The sequence below is a fragment of the Chelatococcus sp. HY11 genome (assembly GCF_018398335.1).
Lineage (GTDB): Bacteria > Pseudomonadota > Alphaproteobacteria > Rhizobiales > Beijerinckiaceae > Chelatococcus.
This window is the reverse complement of the sequence record NZ_JAHBRX010000001.1, coordinates 4,535,003-4,550,000: the sequence shown is the minus strand read 5'-3', so window position 1 is coordinate 4,550,000 and position 14,998 is coordinate 4,535,003. Positions and strand designations below refer to the sequence as shown.

17 protein-coding genes (1 of these 17 only partly in view) are annotated in these 14,998 nt (G+C 64.5%); 14 read left to right on the top strand and 3 right to left on the bottom strand.

The genetic code is table 11. The features are described from left to right. Together KIO74_RS20780 and KIO74_RS20775 are read left to right on the top strand one after the other, a co-directional pair. A protein-coding gene (locus tag KIO74_RS20780) for a M23 family metallopeptidase (RefSeq protein WP_249731096.1) crosses the window boundary here: on the top strand, positions 1 to 1,339 show its 3' portion. The gene continues 704 nt to the left of window position 1, outside the view; 1,339 of the gene's 2,043 nt are visible here — the last part of the coding sequence; its start codon lies beyond the left edge, outside the window; it ends in the stop codon at positions 1,337 to 1,339. A 331-nt stretch (positions 1,340 to 1,670) separates the two neighbouring features. Further along, positions 1,671 to 2,594, top strand: a complete 924-nt coding sequence (locus tag KIO74_RS20775) for an AEC family transporter (RefSeq protein WP_213333719.1) — start codon at positions 1,671 to 1,673, stop codon at positions 2,592 to 2,594. Between the two features lies 1 nt (position 2,595). Here the strand turns inward: KIO74_RS20775 and gluQRS are convergent, their stop codons facing one another. After that, positions 2,596 to 3,489 carry a tRNA glutamyl-Q(34) synthetase GluQRS gene (gluQRS, locus tag KIO74_RS20770; protein ID WP_213336084.1) on the bottom strand — a complete coding sequence of 298 codons (894 nt, stop codon included), beginning with the start codon at positions 3,487 to 3,489 and terminating at the stop codon, positions 2,596 to 2,598. 21 nt (positions 3,490 to 3,510) lie between these two features. Here gluQRS and KIO74_RS20765 point away from each other — a divergent pair, with 21 nt between their 5' ends. Both KIO74_RS20765 and KIO74_RS20760 read left to right on the top strand, forming a co-directional pair. Continuing rightward, positions 3,511 to 4,227 (top strand): DNA-3-methyladenine glycosylase family protein, encoded by a 717-nt coding sequence (locus tag KIO74_RS20765; RefSeq protein ID WP_249731094.1) that lies wholly within the window; start codon positions 3,511 to 3,513, stop codon positions 4,225 to 4,227. A gap of 127 nt (positions 4,228 to 4,354) precedes the next feature. Then, positions 4,355 to 5,038 carry an alpha/beta hydrolase gene (locus KIO74_RS20760; protein ID WP_213333718.1) on the top strand — a complete coding sequence of 228 codons (684 nt, stop codon included), beginning with the start codon at positions 4,355 to 4,357 and terminating at the stop codon, positions 5,036 to 5,038. Positions 5,039 to 5,044: 6 nt separating this feature from the next. Here the strand turns inward: KIO74_RS20760 and KIO74_RS20755 are convergent, their stop codons facing one another. Continuing rightward, the gene (locus KIO74_RS20755; protein WP_213333717.1) at positions 5,045 to 5,365 is read right to left on the bottom strand and encodes a DUF1476 domain-containing protein; all 321 of its coding nucleotides are present in this window, start codon (positions 5,363 to 5,365) and stop codon (positions 5,045 to 5,047) included. Positions 5,366 to 5,748: 383 nt separating this feature from the next. Here KIO74_RS20755 and purC point away from each other — a divergent pair, with 383 nt between their 5' ends. The 8 genes from purC (at position 5,749) to grxD (ending at position 12,158) form a co-directional block, all read left to right on the top strand. After that, positions 5,749 to 6,543, top strand: coding sequence for a phosphoribosylaminoimidazolesuccinocarboxamide synthase (gene purC / locus KIO74_RS20750; protein WP_213333716.1), 795 nt, complete (start codon positions 5,749 to 5,751; stop codon positions 6,541 to 6,543). A 25-nt stretch (positions 6,544 to 6,568) separates the two neighbouring features. Next, the gene (locus KIO74_RS20745) at positions 6,569 to 7,150 is read left to right on the top strand and encodes a hypothetical protein (protein ID WP_213333715.1); all 582 of its coding nucleotides are present in this window, start codon (positions 6,569 to 6,571) and stop codon (positions 7,148 to 7,150) included. A 318-nt stretch (positions 7,151 to 7,468) separates the two neighbouring features. Further along, entirely contained in the window at positions 7,469 to 7,711 is a 243-nt protein-coding gene (gene purS, locus KIO74_RS20740; protein WP_213333714.1) for a phosphoribosylformylglycinamidine synthase subunit PurS, read from the top strand. Between the two features lie 3 nt (positions 7,712 to 7,714). Next, entirely contained in the window at positions 7,715 to 8,404 is a 690-nt protein-coding gene (gene purQ, locus KIO74_RS20735) for a phosphoribosylformylglycinamidine synthase subunit PurQ (RefSeq protein WP_213333713.1), read from the top strand. A 1-nt stretch (position 8,405) separates the two neighbouring features. Continuing rightward, on the top strand, positions 8,406 to 9,221 hold the full coding sequence (locus KIO74_RS20730) for a DUF72 domain-containing protein (protein WP_213333712.1): 816 nt from the start codon (positions 8,406 to 8,408) through the stop codon (positions 9,219 to 9,221). 68 nt (positions 9,222 to 9,289) lie between these two features. After that, entirely contained in the window at positions 9,290 to 11,506 is a 2,217-nt protein-coding gene (gene purL / locus KIO74_RS20725) for a phosphoribosylformylglycinamidine synthase subunit PurL (RefSeq protein WP_213333711.1), read from the top strand. 29 nt (positions 11,507 to 11,535) lie between these two features. After that, positions 11,536 to 11,772 (top strand): BolA/IbaG family iron-sulfur metabolism protein, encoded by a 237-nt coding sequence (locus tag KIO74_RS20720; RefSeq protein WP_213333710.1) that lies wholly within the window; start codon positions 11,536 to 11,538, stop codon positions 11,770 to 11,772. 47 nt (positions 11,773 to 11,819) lie between these two features. Beyond that, positions 11,820 to 12,158 carry a Grx4 family monothiol glutaredoxin gene (gene grxD / locus KIO74_RS20715; RefSeq protein WP_213333709.1) on the top strand — a complete coding sequence of 113 codons (339 nt, stop codon included), beginning with the start codon at positions 11,820 to 11,822 and terminating at the stop codon, positions 12,156 to 12,158. Between the two features lie 121 nt (positions 12,159 to 12,279). Here the strand turns inward: grxD and tlpA are convergent, their stop codons facing one another. Further along, positions 12,280 to 12,927, bottom strand: a complete 648-nt coding sequence (tlpA, locus tag KIO74_RS20710) for a thiol:disulfide interchange protein TlpA (protein WP_213333708.1) — start codon at positions 12,925 to 12,927, stop codon at positions 12,280 to 12,282. Positions 12,928 to 13,289: 362 nt separating this feature from the next. Here tlpA and lptM point away from each other — a divergent pair, with 362 nt between their 5' ends. After that, on the top strand, positions 13,290 to 13,505 hold the full coding sequence (lptM, locus tag KIO74_RS20705) for an LPS translocon maturation chaperone LptM (protein WP_291954619.1): 216 nt from the start codon (positions 13,290 to 13,292) through the stop codon (positions 13,503 to 13,505). Between the two features lie 160 nt (positions 13,506 to 13,665). After that, positions 13,666 to 14,931, top strand: coding sequence for a diaminopimelate decarboxylase (gene lysA / locus KIO74_RS20700; RefSeq protein WP_213333706.1), 1,266 nt, complete (start codon positions 13,666 to 13,668; stop codon positions 14,929 to 14,931). The last annotated feature ends 67 nt before the right edge of the window (positions 14,932 to 14,998 follow it).

Below are 14,998 nucleotides of genomic sequence, written 5' to 3'. Positions count from 1 at the left end.
GCCGGCTCAGCTCATGCTGACGCGGGCCCTCGGCCAGGCCGCCCCGACAAGCATGGGCGCCCTGGCCTATGCCAGCCCGACGGAAACGCCCTTCACCGGCCTCGATGTTCGCGTCATCCCGGAAAACGTGACGATCGCTCCCAAAGTAGATCCGATGAAGCCCGCCAACGGTCCGCGGACGGAAGAGCGCCTCATCGTGATGAAGCGGGACGAGACCCTTGAGCAGATCCTGCGCGCCAATGGCGCGGCAGCCGATACCATCAAGGCGATCATCGCAGCGCTTGGCCCCGACAAGGCGCGGGCTCTCGGCGAGGGCCAGCAGATCAAGCTGCTCGTCGCGCCGCTCCGCGCCAGCGACAAGAAGACAACCGTGGTGCGTGTCACGCTTCTCGACGAGCGCACCACCCAGGCTGTGGTCGCGGTGAACGACCAGGGGCGTTATGTATCCGTGGATGTCCCGCAGCAGGCTGTTGCCAGCGCCGAGCCCACAGATGAGGGCGAGGGGGAAGAGGACGAAGACGACAACGGTTCCGGCACGCGTCTTTATGAGAGCCTGTATGAGACGGCGCTCAAGAACGAAATTCCCGCCTCGGTCGTCGCCGAGCTGGTGCGTGTCTTCGCGTCGGACGTCGATTTCCAGCATCGCGTGGACGCAGGCAATTCCGTCGAGATCTTCTACGGCGAGGGCGATGATACGGAGGCCCAACGGCCAGAGATCCTTTATGCCTCGCTGACGATCGGCGGGGAGACCAGGCGGATCTACCGCTTCCAGTCTCCGGAAGACAATTCGATCGACTATCTCGACGAGGAAGGGCGATCGCTCAAGAAATTCCTCATTCGTAAGCCGATCTCAGCCGGCATCATGCGATCAGGCTTCGGCATGCGCTACCATCCGATCCTGCGTTATTCCAAGATGCACACGGGCGTGGATTGGGCAGACAAGATCGGCACGCCGATTCTAGCGGCTGGCGACGGTGTCATCCTGAAAGCCGGCTGGTCATCCGGCTATGGCCGCCGCATCGAAATTCAGCATGCGAACGGTTACGTCAGCACCTACAATCACCAATCCGCCTTCGCGCGTGGCATAAAGCCGGGCATGCGGGTGCGCCAGGGCCAGGTCATCGGCTACCTCGGCAACACCGGCCTCTCGACCGGCCCACATCTTCACTACGAGGTGATGGTGAATGGTCACTTCGTGAACCCTCTCAAGATCAAGCTTCCGCGTAGCCGAGAACTCGGCGGCTCGCTTCTGGCGGAATTCCGCCGCCAGCGGGACCAGACCCGCGAGTTGCTGACGAAGGTTTCTCCCACCGGCAAGCTCGCCCAGGTGGGCCAGTAACGCCGATCCGCGCCGACGCGGCACGCCAGCGCATGAAAAAAAGCCGCGCCAATCTCGAGGAGCGGCTCTCCCTGCAAGCGTCGCGCTCAGCGCATGGCTCGTTCCGGAGATCGCCTCGCCGCGCCCTTTAACGCCGGAACGGGATGCTCTACGCAGATATCCAGACCGCTTTCGCCAGGATGTCGGACCGGGGTTGTCGCAACGGATGGCTGCTGACAGGGCGGGCGCATGTCCCGTGCCTGCATTCCCGGTGAGCCATTCTTCCCGCACAGGTCTGCCCGCCCGCGACACGCGCGCACCCGCTTGATGATCGCTCTGCCCTGGAAGCAAGATGCTGACGATCCTGCCCATAATCCTCCCAGTCTTTGGCCTGGTCGGTCTCGGTTTTCTGGCGCGATACTTCAATTTCGTCACAGAGCGGGTTGGCGAGGGGCTGTCGGAATTCGTCTATGCCATGGCGATCCCTTGCCTCATCCTGGCCACCCTCGGAAAGGCGACGATACCGGCAACCCAGCCCTGGGGTTATTGGGCCGCCTATTTCGGAGGCGCCGCGATCGTCTGGATCGCCGCGGCGCTCATCGTGCGCCATATCTACAAGCTCAACACACATGAGGAGGCTGTGGCCGGCTTCTGCGCCGCGCAGTCGAACCTCGCCCTGGTCGGCATTCCGATCATCGGCCAGACCTACGGGGATGAGGGACTCGTTCCCCTCTTTCTCCTGCTCGCCGTCCATCTGCCGATCATGCTGTCCGTCGCGACTGTCCTCGTCGAAGGGCGCGACACCTCGATTCCGCTTCTCATCAAGCGCCTTTTGGCGAGCCCTATCGTCATCGCTTTGTTCATCGGTGCGCTGATCCAGTTCCTGCCGAAGGATCTTGCGGCGATGCAGGTCGCCTGGCGCATCATCGATCCGATCAGCGCGACCGCGACCCCCTGCGCGCTGCTGGCCATGGGCATGAGCCTGCATCGCTATGGCCGTTCGATCAGGCTCGGGATTCCGCTCATTCTTGCGACGCTCAAGCTCCTCGTGCATCCCTTCATCGTCCTCATTCTGGCGACGAAGGTCTTCACGATGCCGCCCGCCTGGGCGGGCGTGGCCGTGCTCTTCGCGGCGACGCCGACCGGGATCAACGCCTATCTGTTCGCCGAGCGCTATCGCAGCGGTGTGGCTATCGCCTCGGGCGCCATCAGCCTGTCCACTGTGCTGGCGCTGTTCACGACCGTCCTGTGGTTGTTTGTTCTCGGCATCGGGTAGATCAGTCCGGGCATGGCGCGAAGCCCAGCCGTTCCCATATGTCGGCCGCTGTCAGCCCTCCCGCCCGCAACTCCCTCAGGGCGGTCGATCCCCGGCTTTTGGCGAGCTTCTCGCCTCCGCTATCCTGAATGAGATCGTGATGCAGGTAAGCCGGCGTCGGCAAGCCGAGCAGCCTCTGCAGCAGGCAGTGCACATCCGTCGCCGCTTCGAGATCCTTGCCGCGAACCACGTGGGTCACGCCTTGGCGAGCGTCGTCCACCACGACGGAAAGATGATAGCTCGTGCCGATGTCCTTGCGGGCGAGGACGACATCGCCCCAACGCGCCGCCTGCGCCGCGATAGTCGACAGCTCGCCCTCCGCCGTGAAACGCATCCAGACGAGCGGCGAATCGTTGGCGGCGATCGTGGCGAGCGCCTTTCCCATGTCGAGCCTCCATGCCACGGGCTCCCCGCGACTGGTGAAGGCCTCAGCCTCGGTATGCGAAAGCCTGTCGACCAGCCCGGGATGGCGCGGGGTGCCGTCGGGATCACGCGGCCAGGGCGCCGCCCCGCCCGCCTCGCGACGGGTAAGGGCCGCCGCGATGTCCTGCCGGCTCGCGGCGCAGGGATAGAGAAGCCCCATGGCGTCAAGCCTCGCAAGCGCCGCGCGATAGACGCCAAGTTCCCGCGACTGGCGCAGCACGGGCGCTGGCCATGTCAGGCCGAGCCATTCGAGATCCTCGTAAAGGGCCTGCTCGAAGGCAGGCCGGCAGCGCGTGGTATCGATGTCCTCGATCCTGAGCAGCCAGATACCGTTGAACGCCATGGCCAGCGAATTGTTGAGCAACGCGGAATAGGCATGGCCGAGGTGCAGATAGCCATTCGGGCTCGGGGCGAAGCGAAACACCGGCTGAATTCCGGAATGGGATGGGGCACTATGCAAACCGCACCTCCGGTTGCTTCACATAACCCGTTCGACGATAGCCAGATGTTGCCGATCTCGACTGAAGAGACGCTGGCGGCGAACCTTGCCGCCCTTATCGCCCATGATCCCCTCATGGCTCAACTGGTGGCCGCCGGCGCCGCCCCTCCCCTGCGGCTGCGCCAGGCGGGCTTTGCCGGGCTCGCCAGCATCATCACCGCGCAGCAGCTGTCCACCGCGAGCGCGGATGCGATCTGGCGCCGCCTGTTGGAACGCTTCCCCACCCTGGAGGCAGGCGATATCGCCTCCGCCGCCGACGTGGATATGCGCGCGGTCGGCCTGTCCGCGGGCAAGATCCGCACGCTCAAGGCCCTCGCCATCGCCATCTCCGAGGACGGCCTCGCGCTCGATCGCCTGCATGAGATGCCGGCCGAGGAGGCCGAGAAAGCGCTGGTGGCGGTGCATGGAATCGGCAAATGGACCGCGGAGGTCTATCTCCTGTTCTGCACGGGCCATCCCGATATTCTGCCAGCCGGCGACCTCGCCCTGCAGGAGGCGGCACGGCTTGCACTGGGCACAGCCTGGGAACAAGAGCGGCGGCCGACGGAAAGAGAACTCCGCGCGATCGCGGAACGCTGGCGGCCGTGGCGCGGCACGGCCGCGCGCGTTCTATGGGCGTACTACCGCATCGCCAAAGGACGAGAGGGTATGACGCTGGCAAAGCCGGCCTGACCGGGCGCGCCAAAATCCCGACGCGCGACAGGGATGTGCAAGCCGAAGTGACATGCTAAGCAGGCCCCGCTTGTGACCGAGGCACATCGCATGTCCGTCACGGATTTCAGAACAGCGAAGGATCATGATGGCTCAGGATCTGAACGGACCGCGCCTGCCCGCCAAAAGCGGGACAGCCAAACAGCTCGTTGTGTTCCTGCATGGCTACGGCGCCGACGGAAACGACCTCATCGAGATCGGCCGGCAATGGCAACCGTGGCTGCCGGACGCCGCCTTCGTCTCGCCCCATGCGCCGGAGCCTTGCGTCGGCGCGCCGATGGGCCGCCAGTGGTTTCCGCTGACGCGCATGGACCCCAACGAACGCTGGAATGGCGTGCGCCATGCCGAACCCACGCTCAATGATTTCCTGGATGCGGAGCTGTCTCGCCAAGGTGTGAGCCCGGACAAGCTGGCGCTCGTCGGCTTCAGCCAGGGCACGATGATGGCGCTTCATGTCGGGTTGCGGCGCAAGGTGGCACCGGCGGCCGTCCTCGGTTTTTCCGGCCTGTTCGTCACATCCGCGAGCAGCGCTCCAGAGCCGGCCGCAGACGGCCCGCTCGGCCGCCCGCCCGTCTTTCTCCTGCACGGGGATTCCGACGAGGTCATCCCGGCGCAGGCTCTGTTCATGTCGGCCGAGGAATTGGCGAAGGCCGACGTGCCATGCCAGTGGCACCTCGCGGCCGGACTTGGCCATGGCATCGACAATGAAGGCCTGCGGCAGGGCGGGTTGTTTCTCGCCCAGTCCTTCGGACTCCCCTATCCGGCGGCCTGACGCGAATCAGCCGGCGAGAACTTCCGCCTTGGCCTGAGCCATCAGCTGTTCCATCTGCGTGCGCAGCTCCGCATCGCTCGACGAGACGCCGGCGGCGTCAAAGTCCTTGCGGAGCTTGCGGAACACGTCGTCGTCGCCGGCTTCCTCGAAATCCGCGAGAATGACGCTCTTCGCATAAGCGTCTGCGTCAGCACCGCTTTTGCCGAGCTTGGCGGCCGCCCAGAGACCAAGCAGCTTGTTGCGACGCGCCGTCGCCTTGAAGCGCAGTTCCTCGTCATGCGCGAAACGCTTCTCCGCTGCATCCCTACGCTCGTCCAGACTGGCCATCCTTGAAAGCTCCCTTGATCAACCTGATGTTTCAAACCGGATATAGTGATGCCAAGGCCAAGGCGCCAGTGGCGTCAGCCTTTACACCCGCCGGCCGGAAAACCTCGCCGCCATGGCGGCGAGGACATTGAATAGCATGACCTTACGATAACATATGTGTCACGCCTGCGGCATGTCGCACCGCAGCACGCGCCATTTTGCCTGCTGGGCAAGCCGCGCGTGAAACGTTAAAGAGTTGTAGCTTTCGCAATCATTGTGCAATTGCGGCCAATCAGCTAGGTTGCATATCACGGACTGGGGCATGTCCGTTACGAGCCAAGGCCACGAACAGGCTGCCCGTCCGCACCGAGCCGCGGACTATTTATTAGGAGCCACGGCAGTCCATGGACTTCCTCAAAACACGGTATACGCCGATGAATCGCCGCCGTCGTATCTACGAGGGCAAGGCCAAGGTTCTCTATGAAGGACCCGAGCCTGGCACTCTGGTACAGCACTTCAAGGATGATGCGACCGCTTTCAACGCCAAGAAACACGAGGTGATTGACGGCAAGGGTGTGCTCAACAACCGCATCTCCGAGTACGTTTTCCAAAACCTCAATGACATCGGCGTGCCGACGCATTTCATCCGTCGCCTCAACATGCGCGAGCAGTTGATCCGCGAGGTTGAGATCATCCCGCTCGAGGTTGTCGTGCGCAATGTTGCGGCGGGCTCGCTCGCGACACGCCTCGGCATCGAGGAAGGGACGCAGCTGCCCCGGTCGATCATCGAGTTCTATTACAAGAACGACGCCTTGAACGACCCGATGGTCTCGGAAGAGCACATCACGGCCTTTGGCTGGGCAACGCCCCAGGAGATCGACGACATCATGGCGCTCGCCATTCGTGTCAACGATTTCCTCTCCGGCCTCTTCCTCGGCGTCGGCATCCGTCTCGTCGATTTCAAGATGGAGACCGGACGCCTGTGGGAAGGCGACATGATGCGCATCGTCGTCGCCGACGAGATCTCCCCGGATTCCTGCCGGCTGTGGGACATCAAATCTGCCGACAAGCTCGACAAGGACCGCTTCCGCCGCGATCTCGGCGGCCTCATCGAGGCCTATTCCGAGGTGGCGCGCCGTCTCGGCATCCTCGGCGAGAACGAAAACCCGGGCCACGCCGCACCGCGCTTGGTGCAGTGACCCCAAGGCTGTGATCGCTGGCTTCATGCTTCGATCCGTCAACCGGGGGCCTTTCGGCCCCCGTTTCATTTCGCGTGGGCTCAGGCTCGCGCTTACGCTCGTGCTCGGCGGCGCTCTCGCCTCATGCGGTGGCTATGGCGCGGGCTTTGCCGCCCTGCCCGAGGCCTCAGGCTGGGAGCGTCTGCCCGTCGGCCGATGGTTGGTTGAGGGTATTGCCCCTGACACGATGGTCGTCTGCCGCCGCCCGGCCTGCAGCGAGGACGCCATGGTGGCGAGTTTCCGCCTGCCCGACCGGCTCGACGGCGGCGCCGACGCGCTGCGCAAGGCGATTTTCCCCAACGGTTTTCCCCGTTCCGCGGAAACGGGCCAACGGCAAGGCGCCAAAGCCGCGCCCGTGAAAAGTCACGACGAAGTCCGGACCCTCGAGGGCGCGCCCTTCACGGGCCTCGTCGTCACCATGCGTGCCACCACCGCTCCCAATCGTCGTGTGGTCGCTGTTATTGCCGAGAGGCCGCGCGGATCGGGCATGGAGGTCGTCCTTTCGATCGCGGCCACCGAGATTGCCGCCCGGACCAACGCACTGAAGGCGCTCGGAGCAATCCGGTGAAGCAAGGTCGACGGCGCCTTCACCCGGTGCCAGCCAGGCGATTGCAAGGTGGCGTCCCCTCCCCCGGATGGGAGAGGGACAGGGTGAGGGAGAAGCCGTTCGCCAGCCCCTCACCCGGTTGCTCCGCAACCGACCTCTCCCCGCCGGGGAGAGGTGAAGCGCGCTCTCATCCCGCCGCGCACCATAGCGACGGGACCGCGCAAGCCCCATCTGCGACATACCATCTGTGACATGCCGACCCTTGAGCCGGACGCCATTTCGCTCTATGCGAAGAGCATCCTGCTATATGAAGCCGTCTGCCGTTTCTGGAGAGTTGCCATGAAAGCCCGCGTGATCGTCACCTTGAAGACGGGTGTGCTCGACCCGCAGGGCAAGGCCATCGAGGGCGCGCTTGCGTCGCTCGGCGTGGATGGCGTCGCCAGCGTCCGGCAGGGCAAGGTGTTCGACGTCGAACTCTCAACCGCCGACCAGGCCAAAGCCGAGGCCGCGCTGAAGCAGGCTTGCGAGAAGCTTCTCGCCAACACGGTCATCGAGAACTACCGCATCGAAACAGGGGTCTGAGCCATGAAGGCCGCCGTCGTCGTATTTCCCGGCTCGAACCGCGATGGCGACGTCGCGCGGGCCTTGACCGCCGCCGGCGCGAGCGTCACCTCCGCCTGGCATGCAGACACCGACTTGCCCGCCGGCACCGATCTCGTGGTGCTGCCGGGCGGCTTCTCCTACGGCGATTATCTCCGCTGCGGCGCGATCGCCGGCCGCGCGGTGATCATGGACGCGGTTCGCGCCCATGCGGCGCGTGGCGGCCTCGTCCTCGGCATCTGCAACGGCTTCCAGATCCTCTGCGAATCGGGCCTCTTGCCGGGTGTGCTGATGCGCAACGCGGATCTGCATTTCGTCTGCCGCCGCCAGCATCTGACCGTCGAGCGCAATGACACGGCCTTCACCGAAGGCTATCGCCAAGGTCAGGTCATCGACGTCTGCATCGCCCATGGCGAGGGCAACTATGTCGCCGATCCCGACACGCTGGCGCGCATCGAAGGCGACGGACGCGTGGCCTTCCGCTACTGCGACGCGTCGGGCGCGCACACGGCTGAAGCCAACCCTAACGGCTCGCTCAACGACATCGCCGGCATCTATTCGCAGAAGCTGAACGTGCTCGGCATGATGCCCCACCCTGAAAACCTGATCGACGATCTCGTCGGCGGCACCGACGGCCGGGGCCTGTTCGCCGGGCTCGCGGCCCTGGCGGCCTGAGATGAACGCCCCGGCGAAAGGGCGGATCCTCGTCGGCATCGGCGGCTGGACGTTCGAGCCGTGGCGCGGCGTCTTCTATCCAAAGGGCCTCGCCCAGGCGAAAGAGCTGCAATATGCGGCGAGCCACGTCACCGCGATCGAGATCAACGCGACCTATTACGGCTCGCAAAAGCCGGAGAGCTTCCGCCGCTGGGCGCAGGAAACGCCGGAGCACTTCGTGTTCTCGGTGAAGGGACCTCGTTTTGCCACCAACCGCAAGGTACTGGCAGAGGCCGGCCCCTCGATCGAGCGCTTCGTGGAAAGCGGCGTCACGGAACTCGGGTCCAAACTCGGGCCGCTCCTGTGGCAGCTAGCCGGCACGAAGCGTTTCGATCCGCAGGATATGAAGGCTTTCCTCGATCTCCTGCCTGAAAGCCACAACGGTGTCGCGCTGCGCCACGTCATCGAGGCGCGGCATATGACATTCCGCGATCCGGAATTCCTGGCGATGCTCCGGGAGCGCAATATCGCCGCCGTCTGCATCGACGATATCGACTATCCGATGCTTCCTGACGCAACCGCCGATTTCGTCTATCTCCGGCTCGAGCAGTCTCAGGAGAGCGAGGAAACGGGCTATGCCAAGGCCGATATCGATGCTTGGGCAAAGCGCGCGGCGCTCTGGGCTGATGGCCACGAGCCGGATGACCTCCCGCGCGTCACTCCGCAGCCGAAAGACAAGGATGCGGGCAAGCCCCGGGACGTCTTCCTCTATTTCATCAGCGGCGCCAAGGTGAGAAACCCCGCCGCCGCAATGGCAATGATCGAACGGCTGGGCTAGAGCGGAGCGCAAGGCGCTCCAGGCCCGCCGAGACCACCGTTAACGACCAGCGACAGGTTCAAGATTCCATGCTTCGCAACGATATCGCCATCACGCCGCAACTCGTCGCCGAGCATGGTCTGAAGCCGGACGAATATGAGCGCTTCAAGGCCCTGATCGGCCGTGAGCCGACCATTACGGAACTCGGCATCGTCTCGGCGATGTGGAACGAGCACTGCTCCTACAAGTCCTCGCGCCTGCACCTGAAGACCCTGCCGACCAAGGCCCCCTGGGTCATCCAGGGGCCCGGCGAGAATGCGGGCGTGATCGACATCGGCGACGGCGATGCCATCGTCTTCAAGATGGAGAGCCATAACCACCCGTCCTTCATCGAGCCCTACCAGGGCGCGGCGACGGGTGTCGGCGGCATTCTCCGCGATGTCTTCACTATGGGCGCCCGCCCGATCGCAGCGCTCAACCTGCTGCGCTTCGGTTCGCCCGAGCATCCCAAGACCCGCCATCTCGTCGGCGGCGTCGTGGCTGGCATCGGCGGCTACGGCAATTCCTTCGGCGTGCCGACTGTCGGCGGCTCCGTGAATTTCCACACGCGCTACGACGGCAACATCCTCGTCAATGCCATGGCCGTCGGCCTCGCCCGCGCGGACGAAATCTTCTACGCCAAGGCGACCGGCGTCGGCCGCCCGATCGTCTATCTCGGTTCCAAGACCGGCCGCGACGGCATCCATGGCGCCACCATGGCCTCGGCGTCTTTCGAGGCGAATGCCGAGGAGAAGCGCCCCACGGTGCAGGTCGGCGACCCCTTCGCTGAGAAGCTCCTGCTGGAAGCCTGTCTGGAAATCATGGCCAAGGGCTGCGTCATCGCCATCCAGGACATGGGCGCGGCGGGCCTCACCTCCTCGGCCGTCGAGATGGGCGCCAAGGGCAACCTCGGCATCGAGCTCGATCTCGACAAGGTGCCGTGCCGCGAGGAAGGCATGACCGCCTATGAGATGATGCTGTCGGAGAGCCAGGAGCGCATGCTCATGGTGCTCGACCCCGACAAGGAGGAGGAAGCCGAGGCGGTATTCCGCAAATGGGGCCTCGACTTCGCGGTCATCGGTCAGACCACCGACACGCTGCGCTTCGTCGTGAAGCACGGCGGCGAGGTGATGGCTGACCTGCCGATCAAGGAGCTTGGCGACGAAGCGCCGATGTATGATCGCCCGCATGTGCCCTCGCCCAAGCTGCCGGTCATCGCCGCCGAAGCGGTCAATGCACCTGTCCCGGCGCGCGAGGCCCTGCTGAAGCTCATCGCCACGCCGGACCTCGCCTCCAAGCGCTGGGTGTGGGAGCAGTACGACCACATCATCCAGGGCAACACAGTGCAGACGCCGGGCGGCGACGCGGCTATCGTGCGCATCAAGGACGGCCCCAAGGGCATCGCGCTGACCACCGACGTGACGCAGCGCTATTGCGAGGCCGATCCGGTCGAGGGCGGCAAGCAGGCGGTGGCGGAAGCCTGGCGCAACCTCACGGCGGTCGGTGCGAAGCCACTGGCCTTGACCGACAACCTCAATTTCGGAAATCCCGAACGGCCGGAATACATGGGTCAGCTTGTCGGCGCCATCGGCGGCATCGGCGAGGCCTGCCGGGCGCTCGATTTCCCGATCGTCTCCGGCAATGTCTCACTCTACAACGAGACGCAGGGGCGCGGCATCCTCCCGACGCCCTCGATCGGCGGCGTCGGCCTCATCGCCGACGTGACCAAGGCCGCTAGCCTGCCCTTCAAGGCGGCCGGCGAGGCCATCCTCATCATCGGCGAGACGGCGGGATGGCTTGGCCAGTCGGTCTATCTGCGCGATGTCTGCGGCCGTGAGGAAGGCGCGCCACCGCCCGTCGACCTTTCCGCCGAGCGTCGCAACGGTGATGTCGTGCGCGAGCTTATCCTTGCTGGCGAGGCGACGGCCGTCCATGACCTGTCCGACGGCGGCTTGGCCGTGGCGCTCGCGGAAATGGCGATGGCCTCCGGCATCGGCGCCACGATCGATGCCCTGCCCGGGAGCCTGCCCGTCCATGCCTTCCTCTTCGGCGAGGACCAGGGGCGCTACATTGTGACGGTACCATCCGCCAAGGCCGGTGAGGTGATAGCCGCGGCGGCGAAAGCCGGGGTGCCCGTGACGCGTCTCGGCACCACGGGCGGGGATGCGTTGCAGTGGCCCGGCGAAGCGCCCATATCAATCGCTGATCTCAAGGGCCGGCATGAGGCATGGCTCCCGGACTACATGGCTGGTAAAGTTTCAACCTGAACAGCAACATCCAGAGGATCTGATAAGCCATGGCAATGGATGCCCACGACATCGAGGTGCTGATAAAGGCCCATATTCCCGATGCCGTCGTCGAGATCCGTGACCTGGCGGGGGACGGGGATCACTATGCCGCGACGGTGGTAGCGCCCTCCTTCAAGGGCAAAAGCCGCCTGCAGCAGCATCAGATGGTCTATGCCGCGCTTCAGGGCCGCATGGGCGGGGTGTTGCACGCCCTTGCGCTGACGACCTCGGCTCCCCAAGATTGACCCCATATCGAGGCCGCGTCTTGCGCGCCGACCGAAGGATTGATTCCATGACCGATGCCCGTGCGTTCATCGACAATGCCGTGAAGACCAACGACGTCGTGCTGTTCATGAAGGGCACGCCGCAATTCCCGATGTGCGGGTTTTCCGGACAGGTCGTTCAGATCCTCGATTATCTCGGCCTCGCCTATCAGGGCGTCAATGTCCTGGACGACGCCGATGTCCGCCAGGGCATCAAGGACTATTCCAACTGGCCGACCATTCCCCAGCTCTATGTGAAGGGGGAGTTCATCGGCGGCTGCGATATCGTGCGCGAGATGTTCCAGTCCGGCGAATTGCAGACCTTCCTCACCGAGAAGGGCATCGCCGTCCGCCAGGCGGCCGGCTAAGGGCGAACGATTTTCAGGCAGTACGCCACATCTAAGCGCGGCTTCTCCCTCTCCCCGTGGGAGAGGGGACGCTCTTATCGCGCCGGGATCCTCAGGAAAGGGTCGTTGACCTTCGGGCCCGTCACCGCGCCATCGCAGCCCTGATCAAGGCGACCGCATCATCGGACGCCCATTCGGCCGGTCCGGCGAGGCTCGCGAGCATGCAACCGTTGCGATCGACCACGACGGTCGTCGGCATGCCGAAAGCCTTTCCCGCCTCCTTCAGCGCCTGGAAAACCTTCGCTTCCGGATCAGCGTAGTAGCCGAGTTTATGGATGCCGTTCTCGGTAAGCCAGGCTTTCGGCTTGTCGAGGTTGCGCGTGTCGATATTGATGGCTACGACTTGGAAATCGTCTCCGCCCAGCTTCGTCTGCAACTGGTCGAGCGCCGGCATCTCTTTGCGGCATGGCACGCACCAGGTCGCCCATAGATTGACCAGCACCGTGCGGCCTTTGAAATCGGCCAGTGTCACCGCCTTGCCGTCCTGGTCCTTGAAGGCGAGCGGGGGGACCGGTTTGGGACGCTTCTCCACCTGAACCGCGGCGACCTCGCCCCGCGCCAGTTCGTCGAGTCGGGCGGCGAGCGCCGCGTCCGCTTTGCAGGCCCCCGTTTCCGTCCGCGTGTTTGGCATCGCGAGGGCATAGACGAGGCCGCCGGCAACAGCGAGGGCCAGAACCGCCGACAGCGCGAGCGAGACTTTGCCGCGCGATGCAAGAAACTGGAAACCCATATCGTCCCTTCGACCAAAATTTGAGCAGACGGCAAGCTTGGCCCGATATACGGGGTTAGCCGGGCGAAATGAAGTGCGGCCGCCGGGACCAGCCTCTCGCCACAGGATCGTGATCGGCCCCAGGCCTTCATCCGGCCAGCGATCGGCCTGCGGCTTCAGCCCACATGCTTTGCGAACGCTTAACGGATTTGGCGCAGTTCATGGGGTGGGCTGCGATCCGATACCACTTCGGGGCTCGCACTTGGGCCGGGTTTCGCTATAGTGCCGCCGCTATTCGGAGATTGCTTGTGATCGGAATTCGCTTTTCTCGCCCAGACACCCCGTCCCCACATCCCGGTGCGAAGCACGCGCGTTTTGTGCGTATGACCGTTGTGGCCGTGGTCGTTGCCAGCGCCCTCGGCGCTTGCGGCCGGCGCGGGGCGCTTGAAATGCCGCCCGATCCGAATGCCCCCAAGACCGAGCAGTCCGAGACGACCACGCCGTCGCTGACCCCCTCCCCCATCGGAGGCCAGCGTGAGAAGCGGTCGACCGGCTATGTGATCCCCGACAGGCCGTTCATCCTGGACAAGATCCTTTAGGATCCCGATATCGTCCGAGATCCGCCGTGCCTACGCCGAATTGGCTTTGAGCGCCGCGGCGCAACAACGTGAACACGGTGCATGAAAATCCGAAAGGCATCGATCCTTTTCGATCCATGCAACCTTCCAGGTTATCGAACGTCCGGTCATCGAGCGTCCCATGCACCATTTTGCTTATTCCAACGGCGTCATGCATGCCGAGGACGTGTCCATAGCCCGCATCGCGGATGAAGTGGGCACGCCGTTCTACTGCTATTCCACAGCGACGCTCGAACGGCACTACCGCGTCTTCTCCGAGGCTTTCGGGGACCTGCCTTCCATCGTCTGCTACGCGCTGAAGGCCAATTCCAACCAGGCCGTGATCGCGACGCTGGCACGCCTGGGCGCAGGTGCAGACATCGTCTCGGAGGGCGAATTGCGCCGCGCTCTGGCGGCCGGCATCCCGGCCCAGCGCATCGTCTTTTCCGGCGTCGGCAAGACGCGGGAGGAAATGGCTTTCGCGCTGAAGCAAGGCATTCTCTGCTTCAATGTCGAGTCGGAGCCCGAGCTCGATGCCCTGTCGGAGGTCGCGCACGCGCTCGGCCTTGCCGCGCCGATCTCGCTGCGCGTCAATCCGGATGTCGACGCGAAGACCCACGCCAAGATCTCGACCGGCAAGTCCGACAACAAGTTCGGCATCCCGATCTCGCGGGCAAGGGACGTCTACGCCCGCGCCGCCACCCTGCCCGGTATCGCGGTCCACGGCGTCGACATGCATATCGGCAGCCAGATCACCGATCTCACGCCCGTGGACAACGCCGCGAGCCTGCTCGCTGAGCTGGCGCGCGATCTCATGGCCGCCGGACATCATCTCACCCACGTGGATTTCGGCGGCGGCCTGGGCGTGCCCTACGAAGAGGACAAGGTGGCGCCGCCTGATCCGGCCGCCTATGCGGCAATCGTCAAGCGCCATGCCGGAAATCTCGGCCTCACGCTTCTGTTCGAGCCCGGCCGGCTCATTGTCGGCAATGCCGGCATCCTCGTGACGCGCGTGCTTTATGTGAAGGCCGGCGACAGCCGCACCTTCGTGATCTGTGACGCGGGCATGAACGATCTGATCCGGCCGACGCTTTATGAGGCCCATCACGACATCAAGCCTGTGACCCTCCCGAAGGCCGATACCGGAAACGTGATCGCCGACGTGGTCGGCCCCGTCTGCGAAAGCGGCGACTATCTGGCGCTCGGCCGCCGGATCCCCCGGGCCGCCGCCGGCGACCTCCTCGCTGTGATGACCGCGGGCGCTTACGGCGCCGTGCAGGCCAACACGTACAACACGCGCCCGCTTGTGCCGGAAGTCATGGTGCGAGGCCGAGACTACGCCGTCGTCCGCCCACGCCCCACTTACGACGAATTGATCGGGCTTGATCGTCTGCCCGCGTGGCTGTGATCGGCGCGACGCTTTTTATCTGACGCTGACGTGCTACCTTATAGCCTTGGGGAACCATGGGGTCGCC